Raw genomic sequence first — 21,335 nt, forward strand, 5'->3', positions numbered from 1 at the left:
AATTAAAATTTATTTTTAAAAACCAACATTCGCTTCTCTATTAGATGCCATGAAAGATAACCAAATAGCATAGCTATCAAAACAGAAAACAAAATTAAGGTATTTGTATTTAGCTTAAAATAATACATTAAGGTTTGTTGAATTGGAAAGCCATAAATATAAATTCCATAGGATAAATCTCCAATAACATTAATTTTACTAATAGGATAAAGGGCAACTAATCCAAATAAAACGACAAATAATGTTAATAAAATGTGTTTTATAGCATCATAAAAATGGAAGTGCAAAGCAATTAATATTACTAAAAACACTAAGAACAACAATTCTACTTTATATTTTATAGTTTCAATCTTAGCAACTCCTAATAATGCGCCAGCCACAAAGAAAGTCCCTAAATTAAAAAAAGACAAAATCTGCATCCCAAATCGATAAATTTCGCCATATTTTTCCATTAAAAAATTATAACTAAATAACATAAAAATAAAAGTAACTAACAAAAGTATTAATCGCACTTTTTTATTCTTTATGAAAAATAAAATCCCCAATAACAAATACATTGAAAACTCATAACAAATGGTCCAAAGCGACCCATTAATTGCTGAAGGATAAGGATTATATTCAAAAACACCTTTAATGTGGTGTTGCAAATCGTATAATAAAATATTCCTTGGTAAATAAGAAAAAACATCCTTGTTTTGAATATAAGGTATTGCATTTTCATAAACCAGTGGCGCTAAAAAAATAGTTAACAACAATACTACAAATAAAGCTGGAAATAATCGTAAAAAACGTTTCCATAAATAATTAATAATTGTTTTGCTTCTTTCTAAACTTTTAAAAATTAAATAACCACTGATGATAAAAAAACCATTTAAACCAATATTAGAAAGCTCAATCTGTCCATTGGTAACTTGATAAATCCATTGTCCAGAAACTGAATTTCCCGACAAAGGATAACTATGTGCAACTACAACAAACAAAGCAAAAATTAAACGAAGAAAATCAAAATTATTTTTCATCAATTTAGTTGAATTTATTTTTAATTTTCCTCCAAAATTTACTCGGATGCTTTAACGATTGTAATGCTTTAAAAAAGATATGGTGCGAAATAAATGCTTCTTGATATTCGCTTCTTACCAGGTATTCAAAATTATCAAATGCATTCAGTTGTCGATCTAAAAGAATATGATTTATTTTAGGGTTATTAAAATAAGACAATAGTAAAGTGAATAGTTTAAAGTTAGCTTTTGCCATTTTTATTTGAGTATGTGTAGAATGAACACCTACTCCATATCGATATACCGCCATTTCTTCATCTATATATTTTAGTTTACCTTGCTCAGCTAACAACATATACAAAAAAAAGTCACCAATTGGAGATAATGAAAATTCTGGTGGAAATTCTTTAATTACATTTCTAAAAACTACTGAAGGCGTGTGTATATAATTTCCTAAACGCGCCAAAGTTTCTTGATTTTCATAGTTTTCAGGAACTTTTGTGATGAAATCTTCAACTAATTCACCATTGGGTTTCAAAATTTTTACTTTATGAAAACATAAAACATAATCTGGATGAGCTTCTAAAAAATCTACTTGTTTTTGTAACTTAAAAGGGTCAGTCCAATAGTCGTCACCTTCACAAAGGGCTACATACTCACCTGAACAATTATTTAGAACTTCAATCTGATTCTTACAAGCCCCTATATTTGTGCTATGAAGTAATAATTTAAATTTTCCTGGGAATCTATTTTGATAATCTAATAAAATTTTCCTTGAATTGTCATTTGAACAATCCTCACCAATTACAATATCATAATCAAAATTGCATTTCTGATTTAAAAAACCATCAATAGAACTAGAAATAAAATTTTCATGATTAAATATCATTACGAAAATACTGACCTTAGGCTTTAGTGATTTCTCAAGGTCTAATTCCATTTTTATTTTATCATCATTCGAAACTACACTAAAATTACAGCTTTCATAAAGCCTAATTGCGCTTTTATGGTTTGAGTTTACAAATAAAACTATTTTTTTTATTTTTAATAAAACTCTTGCATATCTAATCAATTGTAGTGAAGCCAATCTTGCAATCCCTTTACCCCAATAATTAGTATTACCTATAAAAATATGATATTCTGCAGATTTTCCTATTTGAATATTGGTCAATTGAATATTTCCTACATAAATGTCATCAACTAAAATAGCAAATCTTTTAGAATTTTCATCATTAATAACTTTCTCAATCCATTTTTTTTCGATTTCATAAGTAATTTCAATAGATGGTTTAGATTCTGTTAATTCCCATACTTTGGGATTATTTCTCCATTCCCAAGAAATTTCAGCATCAGCTATTTCTAACGGTCTAATTAAAACTTTATACATTAAGTATCGTTTTTATAATTAATTCCATTTCATAATTAGAATATCTTTGATCAACAGGTAAGTAAACGATTTCATTGACAAATTGATATTCTAAATCTCCATCTTTACAACATTGCTTTACATTTGGCCAATACGAAGCGGTATATATTTTATTTTCTAAAAGTCTATTTCTTAAATTAACATCTTCACTCCAAAACGGATAAACCATCGGAACTTCAGTAGTTAAAAAATGCAAACTTAATTTATTAACATTTCCTAAAGTTTCATGCAGTGTATTAAAATTCTCTCTACGGACTTTTGAAACAGACTTATAATCAATACTTTTTAATATTGAAATGGTCAACTTTGACATAAACTTTATTGGCTGTTGGGATAACAATTTATCATTTTCCACAAAAAAACTATAACCAGCTTCTGCTGATTTATCTTTTCTAATTAACAAATGAGACATTCGATTAAAGGACAAATCTGTTTCAAATTCCTGATTTAATACTTTATTACAATATAAATAACTCCCATCGCTTATTCCAAAAAATTTTCTTGGAGAATAAAATGTATCTATATTTTTAATTGGCTTTGAAAAAAAGGCTTGGGCATTGTCGATAACAAGTTGTCTTGTTTTTTGTATCATTTGTTTAATAAAAACATCTTTTAAACCAAAGTAATTAGTGTATAAAAAACACTCATCTTCTTGTATTTTAGAATAATCAAAAATAGGCTCAAAATTTGTGTCAATATTATAGAATTCAAATACTATATCTAATTTAACTATAGGCTCTAAAATTGCATCACACGTAAAAAAAGGCAAATACACTTTGTTATAATTTCTAACCTTTAAAATATATTCGAATGCATTTCGCCCTGAATTCAACTTTATAGCATCTGAATAAAATTCTCCAGATGAATTTAATTCTAATTCAAAATATCCACCTATAGCTGTCATACCAAATCATATTCATTTAACATTCTCACTACCTCAATTTTAGAATTAAACATCAAAATATCAATTATAGATAACCATGAAACAAATCGATTATCAAATTGTTTATACTCAATCGGTTTTGCTTTTATAAAGTTAAGAATTATATCATTTTTCTTAAAATCTTCCTTTGAATATAAATCAATTCCTCCTATTGGATTGATGTAATATTTTGCTTGCTCTAATTGACAAATCGATATAATCCTGTCTTGACCATTTAAATATTTATTATTGTATTGTTTTGATGTTTCAATTATTTGGGTTTTAACATCTAAGTAATTACATACCTCCTTAATACTTTCAACTGCCAATGTACTAATAAAATCATTGTCTTTATTTAAAATTTTCTCAATTAAAAAAAAAACTTCATTATAAAAAGGTGCTTTTTTATAGGATTGCTCAAGAGATTTTAGAAATTTAATTTTCCAATTCTCATAGAATTTTGAATGTAAACGGGTTTGATCAATTTGTATAAATGAGCTTGAATTTTCTAGTGGAACAGTAAATAAAAAAGGTTTTTTACTTACCAATACATTATTTCTGTTTATCCATCCCCCTTTAATAAAGTTCACATCATCATAAACTATAAATTTATCAACAGCGTTGATTAATTGAAAATAACCAATATATGGAAAAAAATAAGGTTGCATAATGGCTAACTTCATTATTTTAATGTATTGATTATACAAATAATTTTTTCTAAATCCATATTTTTTAACTCCGCATACAAAGGCAAACAAAGCACTCTTGCAGCGATACTTTCAGAAACAGACATTTTTTGGCCACTCAAATAGTCTACAGTATTTAAAGACGGATAAAAATAACGTCTTGGAAAAATCTGTTCTGCATTTAACGTCTTTTGCACTTGTAATAAAGTCACTTCGTCTTTAAAAACTACAGGATAATAGCTGTAGTTCCATTGGGTATTTACTCTTATTTTTAAGGTTTGAATTTTATCTAAATTTAAATGTTGATTGTAAAAATCAACTACTCTTTTGCGTTCGGCTATAATGGTTTCCATATAGGGCAAAACGGCTAACCCCATGGCGGCTTGTAATTCGGATATTTTTCCATTAACACCCAATCCATGAAATGCCAAAGGGCCATTGTGTCCGAAATTGTGACTATAAAACAATTGATGCTCTAATTCTGCATCTTTTGTAAATAAAGCACCACCTTCACCCGTGTGAAACAACTTAGTAGCATGAAAACTACACGTGCTCACATCACCATATTCAAAAATGGATTTTCCTTTATAAGTGACACCAAAAGCATGGGCTGCATCATAAATTACTTTTAAATGGTGTTTTTCAGCAATAGCTCCAATAGCTTCGATATGACATGGATTGCCAAAAACGTGTGTAGCTAAAATACAAGTCGTTTTATCAGTTATTGCGGCTTCAATTTTAGTTTCATCAATAGTTAAGTACTCTGGATGAATATCTACAAAAACAGGCGTACAATGTTCCCATACAATGGCAGCTGAAGTAGCAACATAACTAAAAGGCGTCGTAATAATTTCGCCTCCATTTCCTAATAATTTCAAGGCAATTTGAAGGGGAATCGTCCCGTTATTAGTGACTAAAATATGATCAACCGATAAATATGTTTTTAACTTCTCTTCTAATTCCAATACCAACTCCCCACGATTGGTCAACCATTGGTTTGTCCAAATACGTTGCAAGTAACGTTGGTACTCTTCTAAAGGTGGAAAAAAAGTTTGAGTTACGTTGATCATATTTCGAAATTAATTTTGTAATTATCTATAATTCCGCCTTTTCTAACAAAAGCTAATTCAACAAGCCATAAAACTTGTGGTTGAAACGGACGGTTTAAATCAGTGATTTCAAATAAAGAATATCCTTTTTTATCCATATAATCAACCATTTTCAACAAATTGTTATCAAACTCTTTACAAAAAAGAGCGGCTTCTACTAAAAAAATTTCTGTTTTTCCCATCAAATCAGAAGCACCCTCTAACACGTTAATATCTAGACCTTCTGCATCGATCTTAACTAAATCAGGAAAAGGTAAAGTTGCATTTTTTGCCACTATTTCGTTTAATGTAACGATAGGGATTTCCACTTGTTTGAACCCTCCAGCTTTTGCTTCTTCTTCTGTATATCTGAACGAACAGCTATCATCTCTATTTACAATAGTAAACATAAATGATCCTGATTTGTCTCCTGCTCCAACTGCATTAAATGTAACTTTTGAATTGGAGTCTAAAATATCTTGTAAAGACGGTTTTAACCATTCTTGTGGTTCTATTAACGTGTAATTTGCGTCTGGAAAATAGCGCAACGTTTCACGCGTCCAAGTACCATGATTCGCACCAACATCAACAATATGCTTGGGTATAAATCCCATTTGCTTTATATTTTCAAAAAAAACTGCTAAAAGCGAATTCTTTTCAAATGCATTAGTAATTTGAACAGCTTTTTGTCCTCTATTGTATCCTAATCTTGTTGCAATAGGATGAATTAATTTGATTGCTATTTTTTTTATAATCTTTTTCAAAATTGTAACATTTTATAAGTTAACCCATTCAAAAACAGGCTTGATAAACCCAGGCTCTTTGCCCATCCAACCTCCTAATGGTCTTGGTCCTTCTTGAATTGTAAATGCCATTATATCGGGTTCATGAAAAATAGCTTTTTTGGCATCTTCAATTAAATATAAATCTAAATAATAATTTCCAATATTTAAAAATCCTTTTGGAAAACTACACACTAATGTATTCAACCCGTTATGAAGTGATGCCACTCCAGCAGTTGAAAATGTGAATAAAGCCTCTCCATTATTATCTTTCAAAACATAAGTCAAATGCAAACGCTCTGCTTGATATTTAATGTTTATATCGGTGCAAAATTCTAATTCGTGAAATTCATTTAAAATTTCATCAGAGGTTAATCCTTTGGGATGAATGCTAATTTCATTTAATTTTAGCTGTTCTAAATCAAAATCACTACCAAATTTCTTGTGATTCAAACTATCCGACTCTCCCGCTAAATAATTAGCTACAGCAATATCAACAGCACCCTGAAAAAACATTTCTCCATTTTTCAACACAATCCCAGAACTACACAAACTCTTCACCGCCGCCATATTATGGCTCACAAATAACACCGTTCTCCCTTCACCCTTACTGACATCACTCATTTTACCCAAACATTTCTTTTGAAACTCAGCATCGCCAACTGCTAATACCTCATCTACAATCAAAATCTCGGATTCCAAATGGGCCGCAACGGCAAACGCCAAACGCACATACATTCCAGAAGAATAGCGCTTAACAGGCGTATCAATATACCGTTCTACTCCAGAAAAGGCAACAATTTCATCAAATTTACGGGTGATTTCGTGCTTGCGCATGCCTAAAATAGCACCGTTCAAATAGATATTTTCTCTCCCCGTCATTTCAGGATGAAAACCTGTTCCTACCTCTAACAAAGAAGCAATTCTTCCTTTAGTATATATTCTACCTGTAGTAGGTTGGGTTACCTGACTTAATATCTTTAATAAAGTAGATTTTCCTGCACCATTACGACCAATAATCCCCACCGAATCACCTTGATTGATTTCGAAATTAATGTCACGCAAACTCCATACATAATCGCTTTCACCTTTGCTACTTCTGTCGTTAGCTTCTCCAATTTTTAAAAAAGGATCTTCTTTACCTCGCAAATTATGCCACCAACGTTTCATATCATCTTTCACCGTACCTGTTCCTACAAGTCCGAGACGATATTGTTTGGAGATATTTTCTGCTTTTATTACTACTTTACTCATTGTATTTTAGTGATTGATGAATTGTAAATGGAAAATAGACTATACAACTGCTATTATTCATTTAACACACTCAATCATTTATTTTATTATTTACTATATTTTTCCTCTAAATATTTACCACTAAACCGTATCCATAAACGTTTTCTGGACTTTATTGAACACCAAAATTCCGACAAATAAAATTACTACAGCAAAAACTGAAGGATAAACAAAATCGGAGAAAGAAAATGAGCCTACCCCTAAATAAGCATAACGCATATAATCAAACAACCCTACTAAAGGATTTAGTTCAACCACCCATTGATAAGCTGATGGAACGGATGAACTAGGATAAATTACTGGTGTGGCATACATAAATAGTTGCACTCCAAAACTAATGAGTTGATTTAAATCTTTATATTTTGTAGTCATGGAAGACAAAATTAATCCTATTCCCATGGAAATTAAGGCCATTAAAACAATTACAATTGGCGTTGCAGCAATGTAAGTTGTATTGGGTTCAATTTCGCCTTGAAAATAATAATACCCAACAAAACAAAGGAACAATAAAAACTGCACTCCAAACTTGATTAAGTTAGAAATCACAATTGTTAATGGCATAATTAATCTTGGAAAATATACTTTCCCAAAAATAGATGCATTGGCATTAAATACACCGGAAACGGTGGTCAAACAAGTTGAAAAATAATTCCATAGTGTAATCCCAGCCATATAAAAAACCAACTTTGGAGCTCCATCAGTCGACAATTGAGCTACATTTCCAAAAATGACAGTAAAAGTTATAGTCGTTAAAATGGGTTGGATAAAAAACCAAAGAGGTCCTAAGATTGTTTGCTTATAAACGGTTACAAAGTCTCTTCTTACAAACAAGACCAACAAGTCACGATAATGCCAAAGTTCTTTTAAATTTAAATCCAAAAGCGAGTGCTTTGACTCAATAACAGCATCCCATTGCCCAACATCTGCTTGTTTTTGGGAAGAAAAAAAGGTGCTTGTAAATGCATTTTCTTCGTCTGAAAATTCAGTTTTATTCATGTATGCAGGGAGTTTCATTTTTACCATATCAAAAATACACTATTTTAAACAGCAGACAAATAAATTCAAGAAATAACGTAAGTTCTATCCAAAAAAGGTGAAATTAAGCTTGCAAAATAAGTATCAAGGTGAAATGCAGCTATTTTAAAGTTTGCTATAATATACTATACAGCACTAATATAGCACTGATAATTGTTATAAAATGAATGGTATAAAAACACCATCACATAACTTTCTATTCAGATATTGAACTGTATAAAAAAAACTATCTTTGCATCAAATTCCAAATCATGTTATCCTTTTTTAAATCAAAACCTAAACTTTCTGAACTTATTCCCAACAATTATGTGGACATTCATTCACATGTATTACCTGGAATTGATGATGGTGCACAACAAATAAGTGATACCAAGTTCTTGTTAGAATCGATGATAGGCTATGGTTTTTCAAAAGTGATTACGACACCCCATACGATGCAAAATGTATGGAACAATACCAGCACAACCATTACGGAAGCACTGCATTTAGTACAAAACCAATTGCCCGATATAGCAAATCAGGTTGCGTTGCAAGGTGCTTCGGAATATTTTTTAGATGAAAATTTAATGCATTTGGCCCAACAAGAACAATTATTACCCTTGAAAGATAATTTCATTTTGGTGGAAATGTCGTATTTGAATGCACCTATTCAATTGTATGATTTTCTGTTTGAATTGCAGTTGAAAGGATACCAATTGGTTTTAGCACACCCAGAACGCTACACCTTTTTTCATGCCAATAAAAAAGAATATGAAAAACTAAAAAAAGCAGGCTGCTTGTTTCAAATGAATCTACTCGCTGCTGTGGGCTATTATGGTAGAAATGTAGCTGAAACGGCAGACTACCTCCTTAAAGAAAATCTGTACGATTTTGTAGGCTCCGACATACACCATAAAAATCACATAGCTGCTTTTCAAAATAAGGTAGTACTTAAAAACTATGGAAATTTAGAAAAGACAATCGCAAAAAACGCTTTTTTTATATAAAACCACCACGTTGTCAAATCGAGCGTAGTCGAGAGGATTTACAACATAAAACAATTAATACCAATCAGAATGGTACTTGTTTTCACCAATGTAATAAATCAAGCCTACTGAAAAATTATAAAAACTACCCGGTTCTGGGTCATAATTTTCATTCAATAAGATCCCATCAAAGCCATAGTGTTGCTTTAACGAATAGTTATACGTGAAATCTGCCTGCACAGCAAACTTATTTGATATTTTATATATCGGTGCTATACCAAAACCAATTATACCGACTTTTTCATACTTATTTTGACCGATCAAGTGTGCAAAAGCAACTCCTCCATCAATATGTGCATTTAAACCTAATTTATCTCTTGTTAAATACCCAAGACCAAGCTCTTTTCCTACATTATAAACACCTGATGCACCAACGGTCATATACGTTACGCCAAGTTCACCCCCAGGATCGTTAACAAAATGATCTAACTTATAAAATACTTTAGCCCCTAATTTTTCGGTAAACATATAACGAATCCCCACATCAAAATGGTTCATTCCTGAAAAGTTCGAATTGAAAACTTTATTGTAAGGCCCTATGGCACCGTTGTAACCATAACCTACTTCTACGGATACATTATTTAAATCAAATTGAGCAAAAAGTGTCGTCGAAAAGAATAAAAAAGTGGCTACAAGCGATGTTTTGAATAACTTCATAATTGTTTTTAATTTACAAAGCGCGAATATAAAAAAATTCAGCGCTTTATACGGGATATTTTGTCGTATATTTTACTTGATTATAGCTAAAATTGCGTCCTTAATTCTTATTCTATCGGCTTGCGTTAAATTTGAGCCTGAAGGTAAACATAAACCTTGTTCAAATAAGGATTCGGCAACTTGGTGGCCATAATAGGGATACGACTCAAAAATGGGTTGTAAATGCATCGGTTTCCACAAAGGACGGGACTCTATATTGGCACTTTCCAATGCCAAGCGTAAGGCTTCACGATCTAATCCTTTCGTTTTGATGGGGTCTACGGTAATCGCGGTCAACCAATAATTTGCAAAATAATCTGAATTAGGCACACGAAACACTTCAATCCCTTCAACTGAAGCAAAAAGAGAAACATAAAAATCATGCATCAGTCTTCTCGAAGCCACATGAGTATCTAGTACTTCCATCTGACCTCTTCCAATACCTGCACAAATATTACTCATGCGGTAATTATATCCAATATGACTGTGTTGATAATGGGGCGCATTGTCTCTAGATTGTGTGGCATAAAAAACTGCTTTTTCTTTTAATGCAGCCGAATGCGTAACAATGGCACCTCCACCAGAAGTCGTAATGATTTTATTCCCGTTAAAAGACAATACACTAATATCCCCAAACGTTCCGCATTTTATTCCTTTATAAGTACTTCCTAAAGCTTCAGCACTATCCTCTAAAATTGGAATTTGATAGGTATCCGCAATGGTTCTTATCGCATCAATTTGATAAGGAACACCATACAAATGAACGGCAATAATAGCTTTTGGTTTTTTGCCTTTTTTAATCCGATCCAGAATAGCTACTTCTAAAGCTACTGGACAAAGGTTCCAAGTTTGAACCTCACTGTCTATAAAAATTGGCGTAGCACCCAAATATAAAATTGGGTTCGCAGATGCTGAAAAGGTCATGCTTTGACAAAGCACTTCATCTCCTGCTTGAACGCCTAGCAATAGTAACCCCAAATGAATAGCTGCCGTACCCGAACTTAAAGCACCTACGTAGACTTGACCTCCTAAATAGTTTTCTAGATCTTGTTCAAATCCATTTACATTAGGACCCAAAGGGGCTACCCAGTTGGTATCAAAGGCTTCTTGAATGTATTTTTGTTCGGTTCCACCCATGTGTGGGGAAGACAACCATATTTTAGATTGAGGCATTGCAATTTTTTTTCAAAGGTAATAAAATTGGATTTTTCACACAAGTTACTCCACAGCATCCCTTGATAAATTTGATTTTACATATAATTATTTGGTACAATCATGCTACAAAAAAGAACGGATTACTAAAAAAGCACCCTTTCGGGTGCTTTCGTTCTCAAGATTCAGTACATTGTTTTTTCTTCGTGTAATACACCATCATTGCGATTCCTAGGAATACCATTGGAAAAATCCATTCATCAATAGGTGCTGCTGGCACATCTACTACATCATCGCCATCATCAAAACCTGGTTGGGCTTGTACGAATTGTGCTAAGAATAATACGATTACTACTAGTTGATATTTGATTGTTGTTCTATTTAATTTTTTCATGAGTACTTCTTTTATTAATCTACAATCCATTTAACTTGCTTGATAGTGCTATCTTGAGCGATATGTACAACATAAATCCCTTTGTTCAAAGCAACTGTTGGTCGTAGGGTAAGTGTAGTTCCGTCTGTAGTGGTTTGAATTGGAATATTTTGTCCTAATACATTGTGTAACGCAACAGTTGCATTAGAAATTCCTTTTACATAACATACTGCATTTTGCGCTTTAGCCGGATTTGGATACACTACGATTTCATTCGTAAAATCTGGCGCACTCAATACCGAAGTTTGGAATACAATTTTAAAACGATTCGCCTGTGTTGAAGTAACATCGGCTGTAGTTGCAAAAGAAACAACTGTAGTACCTGATGCCGTTAACGAATGATAAGTTTGTGTAAATGCATCATATAAATAACTGTTCTCACTTGAAAAATTATCTTGAAGTACAACACTCCAAACATAATTTTTATTAGGAACTAAATTAAGCGTCGCTAGCGTTAAGACGTCATTAAGTTGTGGTGGGCTCACTTTTTCAACGCCTAATTGTTTATTTTCTCGAACAAAAGCTACTTGTTCGCCATGACTCATTAATTTTTTTGCATCATCATTTGCCGAAGCAGTGTTGAAAGCCGTTCCGCTCACGGCAACCGCTCCGTCAATTGGATAATCGCCTAAGCTATAAGCCAAACTTTCATACAAATTCATCCCTAACTTACCCTCAATAGTAGTGATAGTTGGAGCTGAATTCGTTCTAAAAACATCTGTAAAAGTGGCTGCTTTATCCGTTTCTTTCACAGTAATACTTCCTGGCGCTCCTGAAATTGCTTTTTCAATAAAAAAGGCTTGCCCTGGCTGAATAAAAGCATTTACTGCTGAACTAGGACCACCACTACCCGAAACGATACTGGTTAATCCTGCTTCATCACAAGAAACATAACGTCCTCTTTGACCTACTGTTCCTAGATTTGGATCCCAAACATAATAGGTTGGCGCTATGTCATTTTTAGTTACTGTAGCCCAATCAATTGGACTTACATATGGGTTACCTACTAAAGTATAGTCTTGGCTAGGTAAGGTTGTAAAAGTTACATCTCCAGTAACTAGTGATCCTGTTGCTGTTAATGTAACCGGCGTATTCATGTTTGCCTCAGAAGGATTGGTTAGTAAAGAAGGTGTTCTGTCGCCACGAATTAACATTCGATACCCTTTTGTAGCATCCAAAGTAAGTACATTGGTATTGCTAATCGGAGCCCAACCCGAATTTTCGTAAGTATACATCGATGGATTACCCGTTGTTGTTGCATCAAAACCATTGGCACCTGTTGTAGATCCGGTGATGAATACTTGTTGTTGCCAGTTGTTTGCAATGGTTCCAGTAGTAGTTACTCCAGGTGCTAACAATCGATACGCTCGTTTGCCATCAATATAACGCTCCATAGTCACAGTTCCTGAACCTGTAATCGCACTTCCTGTATACGAATCAAAACGACCAGTGCTAGTGGCATCACTTTTAAATAGAATCGCTCCATTATTGACTAAATTACCCATTACGCTCAATTGATCTGCAGCATTAATGGTTAACGTTCTAGTCGCATTAATGGTTACATCTTTAGCGATAAGAGTACCTGTTGAACTAAAATCACCATCAATAATGGCATCCACAGTGCTGGTTGGCGCACCGTTTGACCAAGTGGTACCGTTCCAAGTAGTAGAAACTAATGCGGTAGTTGTTGTAATTTCATTAGAATTTACAGACTCCGAAGTAGCATCTAAGGCACGCACCACATAGTAATAAGCCGTATTTTGATCTAAACCTGTAATCGGATAAGAAGTTACGTTGCCTACGTTTAATGCGTTATATCCTGAAACAAAAACCAGTGAAGATAAATCTCCAACAACATAAATGTCGTCAATACGAGATGAACCTCCTGAAACAGTTCCATTACCTACCGATGTATTTGAAGTCATTATCCAACGAATCAATAAATTAGACTGATTATTACAAACTGAAGGCAATGATAAATCTGTAACAACCCCAGTTGTGAAATTATTTGCAACAGTTATAGCACCACCTGAAACATCAACCCAACCTGATCCAATGTTGTATTGAACTTTAAAATCTCTTGGCCCTGTACCTGATGATTGTTGTTTAGAACTTAATTTTATATTTGAAAAACCTGTAGCATTTAATTCAATTTGCCAAAATTTTAAATCACTACCAGACAACCAAGAATTAGCACTTGCTGATTGAGTACTTGCTCCTGCTAAAGAAGTTATTGTCCCTCCATTAGTAGTTAAATTTTTAGTTGTATTATTTGAAGAAGCAATATCTGGAGTAACGGTAGTTCCACTTATTGGAAATGTCCAAACTGCAATATCTTGATTAGCTATAACTCCACCTTCATACACATCAATTTCATAACTCGTTGCCCCAAGTACTGCATCCCAAGTCGCTGTAAAACTTGTAGCGCCTACTCCTGTAGCATTCAAAGCTAAAGGTGCTGCAATTGCAAGCGTGCTAAAACTAGCCTCAGTAGTATAACTCGTTCCACTAGCCGATGTAGCAAACGCTTTGTAATAATAGGTAGTTCCTGATGTTAATCCCGTCACATTTACCGTAAAAGTGCCCGTAGAAAAAGTACCAGATTCAGAAACAACAGTTCCACTTCCGTTTGAAAAGCCTGGAGTTGTGCTGTATTCAATTCCTCTAGTGGTTACCGAAGTACAACCTACCCCTGTTAAATTTCCACCTAAAACAGCACTAGATACCGTAATTGAAGTACTTGCTGGGGTAGTAAGTGTTGGTACAGTATTGACACCATTTGCCACAACCGAACGGTTCAGTGAAGCGGCTCCAACACCTGAAACTACTATATTTCCATCATAGGTTTGAACAGCAGTTGGTACAAATTTAACATGAATTGTAGTAGCTGCTAGCGTGCCTCCTGCAGAAGCAATAGTCAACGTTGGTGTAAAATTAGTATTGTCTAACGAATACGTAAAGCCTGATAAAGCCGCTAAAGAAACATTTCCAACTTTAAGATTAGAACCCGAAACTGTAAAAGTTTGTGTGGTTTCTGAATTTAAACAAGGCGAACCAAAAGAGGTAATTGTCGAAACAGACAAAGTTTCCGCTACTGCTGTAATGGCCACCGTTGAAGAAGAAAGATTTTGAGCAGCACTCAATTCACTAGCCGCAATGGTTACTGAAAAATTTGCAATGGAAGCATCAAAATCGGTATCATCATACAACAAAGTAATCAACGCCGTTGTAGGCGTATCATATGCAACAGCATCTATAACAACCCCGGCAGGTGCATTATTTAAAGTAAAATTGGCCGCATCTAAAGTTGCATCTGTAAAAATAGTATTTTCTAGTGTTAGGGTAAGAATTTCTACATTCAAATTTTGTTCGGTTAAAGCAACCGAAGGGGTCAAAGTTGCTGTTACCGCTGTAGGATCTGTAACCGGTCCTTGCCAACTGCTAAACGCCTCGACACCTGGTGATGTACCAGAAGCAGCTACAGGAACCACTCCAAACCGTATGTATTTTCCATTATCAGCAGCTTGAAGCATATAGGTAGTAGCAGTAGCTCCCGAAATGGCTGCACTATTCAATCCAGAAGCATTATCTGCACGGTACCATTGAAAAGTAGAAGTACCTTCTAAATCGCTGTCAGCATCTGTGTAGGTGTAGGTTCCTGTTAAAGTTTGACCAACAATAGTTGTTCCAGAAAATGTAACTGATGAAGCGGTTGGTGCAATATTTGTTGGACCAAAAGTAGTTGTTACAAAATCATCAATATAAATAGTTGCAACTGTTCTATAAATTTGGATTTTATTTACATTTGAATTGTTTATAGTAATAGTTCTTAATGTCTTAGTTGTCCCAATAGTAAATGGTGAACCTGTTGCTGGAGTCCAATTTATGCCATTATCTGTTGAGAAATTAACTTGGTAAGCACCACTTGTAGATGATGCTGTAACATAAAAAGAAACTGTTCCTACGCCACCAGAAATAGTAGGAGTAATAATTTGTGCTGCTGTTGCACTTCTAATTTGAGCAGATTTTGTACCCGTTTGAACTCCTGTTGTTCCTGCAATAACATCCTTAACCTGCCAAGTACCAGAATTTAAGGTTACATTACTCAGTGATGCATTATAAGATGAAGGTAATCCACTTTCAAAACTTTCAGAAATCTGCCCCCATCCATAATTACTCATTAATACTAGCAATACCACCAAGGCATACTGCTTCATTTTTTGTAAAATTTGTTTCATTATATACTAATTAAATTTGATCCTGCGTACTTCGCATGTTTTAGAAATAGGGGTGTAGGTTTTATGTTTGGGGACATAATGTAAATCAATGTGTTTTATTTCACAAATGCACTGCAAAATGTGAAACAAAATAGAGCTCAAAAATATATAATTTTTTAATAGGATGTTTTTTTTATTTGTTAACAAATGGAAATGAAATGGTTAATAAGTAGAATGCTTAAAGAATAGTATCTATCCAAGCATTCCAAAAATTAGAAATACACTTAACTCCTATTCAAATTAAATTACTTTATTATAACTAACACTAAAAAGAATATAGTTAAAATAGTGTTTTTTTACTTTTTGCTTTTCATATAAGCTTCTACATCAAACGGTACGGGCACAAATGTATACCACAGAATTAGAAAGTCCATAGCCAGCGTTCGATGTGCCGCATACCATTTATTGATACGCACCTTATCGGGCCAGATGACCTCATCGTTGTATTGTTTTGGATTGGGTTGTTGCGCTAAAAGTTGTTCTTCGTTGCGGTATTTTAAAGAAGCTAAACCGGTAATTCCTGGTTTGAGCGTCAGCACAATGCGGTCATCTCCTTCCAGTTGGTCTGCATATCCTGGGACATCTGGTCTGGGACCTACTAGCGCCATTTCGCCTTTGAGAATGTTATAAAGTTGTGGGATTTCGTCTAACTTGGAGTTGCGAAGGAATTTTCCCCATGCGTTAGGTGTTGAAGCTCCCTTTGGAATACTCCGAAGCTTATAAATCGTAAAGGGAATCCCATTTTTACCAATGCGCGTTTGGGTAAATAACATCTGTTCTAATTGAATAACAAATATAGCAATTAATTGATTGCATTTCAATAGTGGTTTCTAGTGCTTCAACCGTCGCTGAGTTAATGCATCAATGAGTCGATGGAATATTAAGTGGCATAGTACAACATAATTCCAACACCGTCGCTTCGAGTATTTTTTATAAAATGGCCGTAGCTATTTTGTGAAAAATGTATTGAGAACAACTGAAAATAAAACGTTACTATAGTTCTCGATACAATTTTACAAAGCAAAAATTAGCATTTTTTCTTTATAAAATCACTCGAAATGACGACAGGGTTGTGCAAAGTAAAATTCCAACACCGTCACTTCTGTATTTTTTATAAAGTTGCAGTAGCTATTTTGTGAAAAATGTATTGAGAACTACTGAAAATATATCGTTGCTATAGTTCTCGATACAGTTTTATAGTTCAAAAACTAAGGTTTTATAGGGATTGTTTTTGTTTTGTAAATTACAAAGGGCTCACCGTTTCTACCTATACGGTTTTGTTTGAATAGCATATTTTACTTAAAGAATAAAGATTTTCAAATATAGCAAATTTCATTTCTAATGTGTAGGTGCGCTAAAAGAATACCCTGAGGAGATGGGTTTTTCTTTACATTGCATATCTGAAACAACTAAAACTTTAGACTTATCTGATTGTTCATTCTTGTCTTTATTTTTTTTTGTCTCATTTTCTAAAATAATGGAAACAATAGATTCTTTGCTTACACCATAATAGTCACAAAAATCTTCAATTGTTATCGGCTGGTAGTGTTTTTTACCTAATTCTTTTCTAATGGATCTTATCATTTTGAAGCTCATGCTTTCTTTTTTTCCAAAATAAACTTGGATGTCTATGGCTTTTATAACTTGTCTCATTTCTTATACTTTTATTTGAAGCAAAATTATTTATGGCTTATATGAATATGCATTACTTTTTTATAGTTATTACACTACAAATTTGTAGTTTTTTAGATACTCTTTTCTTTTATTAATTTGTAAAAATTATACTTTTGAGTTTGTCCTTTAATTCTATCATATGTTTTAATTGGATTCTTGAGTTCTATTTTATTACCTGATTCTTCATTAAACCAAGTTCTAAATGTTGTTTCTTTTGCAATAATTAATCTAGGGATTTCTTTTTCACTCATTTGGCGGAAATAAAATCCAATTTCTTCTTGGTTCTTTGCATGTGATACTAGTTTTTGAAATAACTCATAAGCACTATAATCTTTAAATATGTGCGTTGGAAAAGTGGTCGTATTATTTTTTGTTTTTTGTTTTGTAATTGTAGTAATTTCAGAATCGTTACTGCATACTAATTTTTCTATTTTAAGAATCAATTTCTTGAAGAAGGTTTCAATTAATTGGAAATAAAGTGAATCTGTATTTGCAAATGCTTTAAAATCATAATAAAAAGCCTTGATTCCTTTATACAACAATGTTATGTATTTTTCGTATTTATGCTGATTAATAAGTTTAAGTGCAATATTATCGGTAAAAAAATCCATTCCTATTCTGTTCATTTCTTTTTCACAAAGTTGATCTATTACATATTCTTCAAATTCAATTGTGTATTGTAACACAAGATTCACTAATGAACTAGTTAACTCATTTACGAACGTTTTAATTTTAGTGTTTTCTATTCCTTGTTCTTCTGCTTCTTTTTTTAGTTGATTGGTAATACTTTTAATTGGATAGGTCTTTATTTTAAAGAGCATGTCATTCAAATCTTGTGCTCTTGTATTTAAAGAACTTAGGTATGATTCTAAATTTAATGGTGCTTTTTTTAGATGGTTTTTGCAGGTATTTTGAATTTCTTGAATTTCAGCTGTGAAATGACCAATACCTATTGTACCTGTTTTTATTTTTACTTTTTTAGTTTCTGCAATTATAACCTCTTGAACAATACTGGATAAAGATTTCATTAGATCAGACATTCTAATTGAAATTAAATCAAATGGAATTTCATCTTTTGGATTGGAGCTTTTTTCTTTTTTACTAGTAATCATCGTTTTACATATAATTATTTGACGCAAAATTATCTGAAAATGCTATCTAAACAAAGATAACTGGTTTAAAATTAAAGTAAGTTTTCAACAAAATTGTTGATCAATAAATTTAGTTTTTATTATCTAGTTTATTTATGATATACCATAAGTATCCCGTACTTATCCCGTACTTATCCCCTAAGTATCCCGTAAGTATCCTCAAAGATGTTGTGAAGGGGTTTCTATTCGTTTGACAATATCTTTTATTATGAGAACATCGTTTGTACGAGAGAGGCGACAGTATGACCAACTGTGTGGGGAGTCTTTGTTTAATTGTTTTCAGTTGAAATTAGCTACACCCCTGAAGACCTTCCGAAGTGAAGTAACAGGCACTCAAGGGGACAATCCTGCTATAGAATTGTTGTTTTTTAAGATTTCAGTTGAAGAATTTTACACCCCTAAAGTCCCCTCAAGGGGACAATCCTACGATTGAATTTTATATTTTTAAGTTTTCCAGTTGGACTTCTTTACACCTCTAAAGTCCTTCCGAAGTGTCGGAACAGGCACTCAAGAGGACAGTACTTCTAAGGTACTTTGATTTATATGAGTTTCAGTTGAGCATAAATTTCACTCCTAAAATACTTCCGAAGGGTCGGAACAGGCGCTTGAGGGGACAATCGTTATAAAGACTATTGACTTTTAATAATTTTAAAGACGATAATTTCGAATTATGATTATACTACTAATAAATAAATGGTGAAGCTAGGAATTGTCCCCTTGAGGGGACTTTAGGGGTGTTACCGATTCTTTTATTTATCAATCAATTCTTGAACAACTTGTTCTAATGTCATACCAACCGAAAACATATTGTGTTTTATTTCTAAATCTGTAAATCGTAAAAAAACAACACCTTCTTCTTCTAATTCACCTTGACGCTTATTATCATAGTCATACTTGAATAAATGACTGTCCCCATCGATTTCAATGGCTAACATTAATTCATGACAATAAAAATCTACGATGTACTCTAACATTGGTACTTGCCTGTGAAATTGAACGCCTAGCGCTTTATTTTTAATGTTTTTCCATAATAAGACTTCGCTTAGTGTGCTGTTTTTTCGAAGTTCTCTAGCGTATTCTTTTAGTTTTGGATTATAGGGAATGATTTTGTTTTTCATTTTTAAAAAGTAGCTATACAAATATATTATATTTATTCAAGAAACTCCCTAACACCCCTAAAGTCCCCTCAAGGGGACAATCCTGCGATTGAATTTTATATTTTTAAGTTTTCCAGTTGGACTTCTTTACACCTCTAAAGTCCTTCCGAAGTGTCGGAACAGGCACTCAAGGGGACAGTCCTGCGATTGAAGTATTTGTTGTTTTATGTTTCAGTTGAAATTAGCTACACCCCTCAAGTCCTTCCGAAGTGTCGGAACAGGCACTCAAGGGGACAATCCTGCGGTTGAAGTATTTGTTGTTTTATGTTTCAGTTGAAATTAGCTACACCCCTCAAGTCCTTCCGAAGGGTTGGAACAAGTGTTCGAGGGGACAATCCTGCTATAGAACTATTGCTTTTTGGGTTTTCAGGTGCTATTTTCTACACTCTACTGTAATTTTTACACTCTACTCTATTTTTCTTGGTTCTACAGCATTATTTTTTATTTTAAAGTATTGCAATACAATACCTTACACTATTTATACCCTTTTTTTTGAGGTGCTTTTTTATGCTTTAGTTTTGGGGTGTTGAAAGGCAAAATTGGATGGCCAACGGTTTTGATTTCGACACAAAAAAATTTTTATAATGAACTTATATTTTAGAATGGAAACGGGGTTTCAGAAATCGCGTTCCGCAGCAAGAGGATCAAAAAGAAGTAACAACTTCAATGTATTAATTTTAACTAAAAACAAGTAGTCATGGCAAAATTTGATGGAATTTTTGAGATTAAAGGAACTTTACAGGGCATGTCATTTTACAAATCGAAAGATGGTATGATGATTCGAAAAAAGGGTGGTATTGACAAAAGTCGCATTAAAAACGACCCTGCTTTTCAACGTACCCGTGAGAATGGTACTGAATTTGCCCACAATGCAAAAATGGGACAATTGATTCGAAAATCGGTCGCTAATTTATTGTCACTAGCTAAGGATTATCGCGTAAGTAGTCGAATGTCGCAAGCGATGAGTAGAGTTAAGAATTTAGATCTTGACTCGCCACGAGGAGCGCGCAAAGTATGGATTGGAATTGTTAACCCTGAAGCGAAACAATCGCTCCGTGGTTTTGATTTTAATTTGAATTCGCCTTTTAATTCTGTTTTCAGAGCCCAATATACATTAGATACCGCTACTGGTGTTGTAAGTATTTTAGGTTTTAATCCCGCCACTAATTTGAGTATTCCTCAAGGCGCTACTCATGCTAGTTTAAGTGTTGCTGTTTCCAATGTGGACTTCCAATTGGATAATTATGGTACTACTTACAGTCCAAAAGAAAATTTTGCTTTAGTAGATGGCTCTGTAGATTTGACACTCACTCCAACGGGGATGCCTGGAGGCACTGGCAGTACTTTTTTCTATTTCTTGATTGAGTTTTTTCAAGAAATGAATGGATTGCAGTACCCCTTAAAAAACAACTCGCATAATGTGTTGTATTTGATGGAGGTGGTTTAAACTTTTCACTTAAAGGCTCTCCAATAGAGAACAGATTAGTTTTAGAAGTCCGTATCGTTAGGTACGGACTTTTTTTGAATAGCAGTTTTGAAA

General features: G+C 33.3%; 18 protein-coding genes. 2 read left to right on the forward strand and 16 right to left on the reverse strand.

Annotated features, from left to right (window positions below; translation table 11 throughout):
* Nucleotides 1–2: 2 nt before the first annotated feature.
* The 8 genes from OLM52_RS08490 to OLM52_RS08525 all read right to left on the reverse strand — a co-directional run bounded on the left by OLM52_RS08490 (nt 3) and on the right by OLM52_RS08525 (nt 8,209).
* Nucleotides 3–1,019 (reverse strand): acyltransferase family protein, encoded by a 1,017-nt coding sequence (locus tag OLM52_RS08490; protein ID WP_264548108.1) that lies wholly within the window; start codon nt 1,017–1,019, stop codon nt 3–5.
* 4 nt (nt 1,020–1,023) lie between these two features.
* Entirely contained in the window at nt 1,024–2,385 is a 1,362-nt protein-coding gene (locus tag OLM52_RS08495; protein ID WP_264548109.1) for a GNAT family N-acetyltransferase, read from the reverse strand.
* Nucleotides 2,378–3,328, reverse strand: coding sequence for a hypothetical protein (locus OLM52_RS08500; RefSeq protein WP_264548110.1), 951 nt, complete (start codon nt 3,326–3,328; stop codon nt 2,378–2,380). Before OLM52_RS08500 ends, OLM52_RS08495 begins: the two co-directional genes overlap by 8 nt.
* Nucleotides 3,325–4,029 (reverse strand): WbqC family protein, encoded by a 705-nt coding sequence (locus tag OLM52_RS08505; protein ID WP_264548111.1) that lies wholly within the window; start codon nt 4,027–4,029, stop codon nt 3,325–3,327. The genes OLM52_RS08500 and OLM52_RS08505 overlap by 4 nt, the downstream gene beginning before the upstream one ends.
* Complete coding sequence (locus OLM52_RS08510; RefSeq protein WP_264548112.1) at nt 4,029–5,102, reverse strand: DegT/DnrJ/EryC1/StrS family aminotransferase; 1,074 nt, start codon at nt 5,100–5,102, stop codon at nt 4,029–4,031. The genes OLM52_RS08505 and OLM52_RS08510 overlap by 1 nt, the downstream gene beginning before the upstream one ends.
* Nucleotides 5,099–5,884, reverse strand: coding sequence for an FkbM family methyltransferase (locus OLM52_RS08515; protein ID WP_264548113.1), 786 nt, complete (start codon nt 5,882–5,884; stop codon nt 5,099–5,101). The genes OLM52_RS08510 and OLM52_RS08515 overlap by 4 nt, the downstream gene beginning before the upstream one ends.
* Before the next feature lie 12 nt (nt 5,885–5,896).
* Nucleotides 5,897–7,156: a polysaccharide ABC transporter ATP-binding protein gene (locus OLM52_RS08520; protein WP_264548114.1), complete on the reverse strand. Its 1,260-nt coding sequence runs from the start codon at nt 7,154–7,156 to the stop codon at nt 5,897–5,899.
* A gap of 120 nt (nt 7,157–7,276) precedes the next feature.
* Nucleotides 7,277–8,209 carry an ABC transporter permease gene (locus OLM52_RS08525; RefSeq protein WP_264548115.1) on the reverse strand — a complete coding sequence of 311 codons (933 nt, stop codon included), beginning with the start codon at nt 8,207–8,209 and terminating at the stop codon, nt 7,277–7,279.
* 272 nt (nt 8,210–8,481) lie between these two features.
* Here OLM52_RS08525 and OLM52_RS08530 point away from each other — a divergent pair, with 272 nt between their 5' ends.
* Nucleotides 8,482–9,216, forward strand: a complete 735-nt coding sequence (locus OLM52_RS08530; RefSeq protein WP_264548116.1) for a tyrosine-protein phosphatase — start codon at nt 8,482–8,484, stop codon at nt 9,214–9,216.
* A gap of 54 nt (nt 9,217–9,270) precedes the next feature.
* Here OLM52_RS08530 and OLM52_RS08535 read toward each other — a convergent pair whose 3' ends face one another.
* The 8 genes from OLM52_RS08535 to OLM52_RS08570 form a co-directional block, all read right to left on the reverse strand.
* Complete coding sequence (locus tag OLM52_RS08535) at nt 9,271–9,912, reverse strand: hypothetical protein (RefSeq protein WP_264548117.1); 642 nt, start codon at nt 9,910–9,912, stop codon at nt 9,271–9,273.
* A 72-nt stretch (nt 9,913–9,984) separates the two neighbouring features.
* The gene (locus tag OLM52_RS08540; RefSeq protein ID WP_264548118.1) at nt 9,985–11,124 is read right to left on the reverse strand and encodes a DegT/DnrJ/EryC1/StrS family aminotransferase; all 1,140 of its coding nucleotides are present in this window, start codon (nt 11,122–11,124) and stop codon (nt 9,985–9,987) included.
* A 157-nt stretch (nt 11,125–11,281) separates the two neighbouring features.
* Complete coding sequence (locus OLM52_RS08545) at nt 11,282–11,497, reverse strand: hypothetical protein (protein WP_264548119.1); 216 nt, start codon at nt 11,495–11,497, stop codon at nt 11,282–11,284.
* Nucleotides 11,498–11,511: 14 nt separating this feature from the next.
* Nucleotides 11,512–15,774, reverse strand: a complete 4,263-nt coding sequence (locus OLM52_RS08550) for a T9SS type A sorting domain-containing protein (RefSeq protein ID WP_264548120.1) — start codon at nt 15,772–15,774, stop codon at nt 11,512–11,514.
* 335 nt (nt 15,775–16,109) lie between these two features.
* On the reverse strand, nt 16,110–16,634 hold the full coding sequence (locus OLM52_RS08555; RefSeq protein ID WP_264548121.1) for a sugar transferase: 525 nt from the start codon (nt 16,632–16,634) through the stop codon (nt 16,110–16,112).
* Nucleotides 16,635–17,151: 517 nt separating this feature from the next.
* On the reverse strand, nt 17,152–17,466 hold the full coding sequence (locus tag OLM52_RS08560; protein ID WP_264548122.1) for a hypothetical protein: 315 nt from the start codon (nt 17,464–17,466) through the stop codon (nt 17,152–17,154).
* 92 nt (nt 17,467–17,558) lie between these two features.
* Nucleotides 17,559–18,599, reverse strand: a complete 1,041-nt coding sequence (locus OLM52_RS08565) for a hypothetical protein (protein WP_264548123.1) — start codon at nt 18,597–18,599, stop codon at nt 17,559–17,561.
* A gap of 788 nt (nt 18,600–19,387) precedes the next feature.
* Nucleotides 19,388–19,756, reverse strand: a complete 369-nt coding sequence (locus tag OLM52_RS08570) for an endonuclease domain-containing protein (protein WP_264548124.1) — start codon at nt 19,754–19,756, stop codon at nt 19,388–19,390.
* A gap of 736 nt (nt 19,757–20,492) precedes the next feature.
* Between OLM52_RS08570 and OLM52_RS08575 the strand changes: the two genes are divergently transcribed.
* A complete protein-coding gene (locus tag OLM52_RS08575) occupies nt 20,493–21,242 on the forward strand; it encodes a hypothetical protein (RefSeq protein WP_264548125.1) in 750 nt (249 codons plus the stop codon).
* Nucleotides 21,243–21,335: the final 93 nt, after the last annotated feature.

The organism is Flavobacterium sp. N2820 (assembly GCF_025947285.1).
GTDB lineage: Bacteria > Bacteroidota > Bacteroidia > Flavobacteriales > Flavobacteriaceae > Flavobacterium.

Bases quoted from the DNA above. Each gene is read 5' to 3' on its own strand.
- OLM52_RS08490 (WP_264548108.1), bottom strand. From the start codon at position 1,019: ATGAAAAATAATTTTGATTTTCTTCGTTTAATTTTTGCTTTGTTTGTT.
- OLM52_RS08495 (WP_264548109.1), bottom strand. From the start codon at position 2,385: ATGTATAAAGTTTTAATTAGACCGTTAGAAATAGCTGATGCTGAAATT.
- OLM52_RS08500 (WP_264548110.1), bottom strand. From the start codon at position 3,328: ATGACAGCTATAGGTGGATATTTTGAATTAGAATTAAATTCATCTGGA.
- OLM52_RS08505 (WP_264548111.1), bottom strand. From the start codon at position 4,029: ATGAAGTTAGCCATTATGCAACCTTATTTTTTTCCATATATTGGTTAT.
- OLM52_RS08510 (WP_264548112.1), bottom strand. From the start codon at position 5,102: ATGATCAACGTAACTCAAACTTTTTTTCCACCTTTAGAAGAGTACCAA.
- OLM52_RS08520 (WP_264548114.1), bottom strand. From the start codon at position 7,156: ATGAGTAAAGTAGTAATAAAAGCAGAAAATATCTCCAAACAATATCGT.
- OLM52_RS08525 (WP_264548115.1), bottom strand. From the start codon at position 8,209: ATGAAACTCCCTGCATACATGAATAAAACTGAATTTTCAGACGAAGAA.
- OLM52_RS08530 (WP_264548116.1), top strand. From the start codon at position 8,482: ATGTTATCCTTTTTTAAATCAAAACCTAAACTTTCTGAACTTATTCCC.
- OLM52_RS08535 (WP_264548117.1), bottom strand. From the start codon at position 9,912: ATGAAGTTATTCAAAACATCGCTTGTAGCCACTTTTTTATTCTTTTCG.
- OLM52_RS08540 (WP_264548118.1), bottom strand. From the start codon at position 11,124: ATGCCTCAATCTAAAATATGGTTGTCTTCCCCACACATGGGTGGAACC.
- OLM52_RS08545 (WP_264548119.1), bottom strand. From the start codon at position 11,497: ATGAAAAAATTAAATAGAACAACAATCAAATATCAACTAGTAGTAATC.
- OLM52_RS08550 (WP_264548120.1), bottom strand. From the start codon at position 15,774: ATGAAACAAATTTTACAAAAAATGAAGCAGTATGCCTTGGTGGTATTG.
- OLM52_RS08560 (WP_264548122.1), bottom strand. From the start codon at position 17,466: ATGAGACAAGTTATAAAAGCCATAGACATCCAAGTTTATTTTGGAAAA.
- OLM52_RS08565 (WP_264548123.1), bottom strand. From the start codon at position 18,599: ATGATTACTAGTAAAAAAGAAAAAAGCTCCAATCCAAAAGATGAAATT.
- OLM52_RS08570 (WP_264548124.1), bottom strand. From the start codon at position 19,756: ATGAAAAACAAAATCATTCCCTATAATCCAAAACTAAAAGAATACGCT.
- OLM52_RS08575 (WP_264548125.1), top strand. From the start codon at position 20,493: ATGGCAAAATTTGATGGAATTTTTGAGATTAAAGGAACTTTACAGGGC.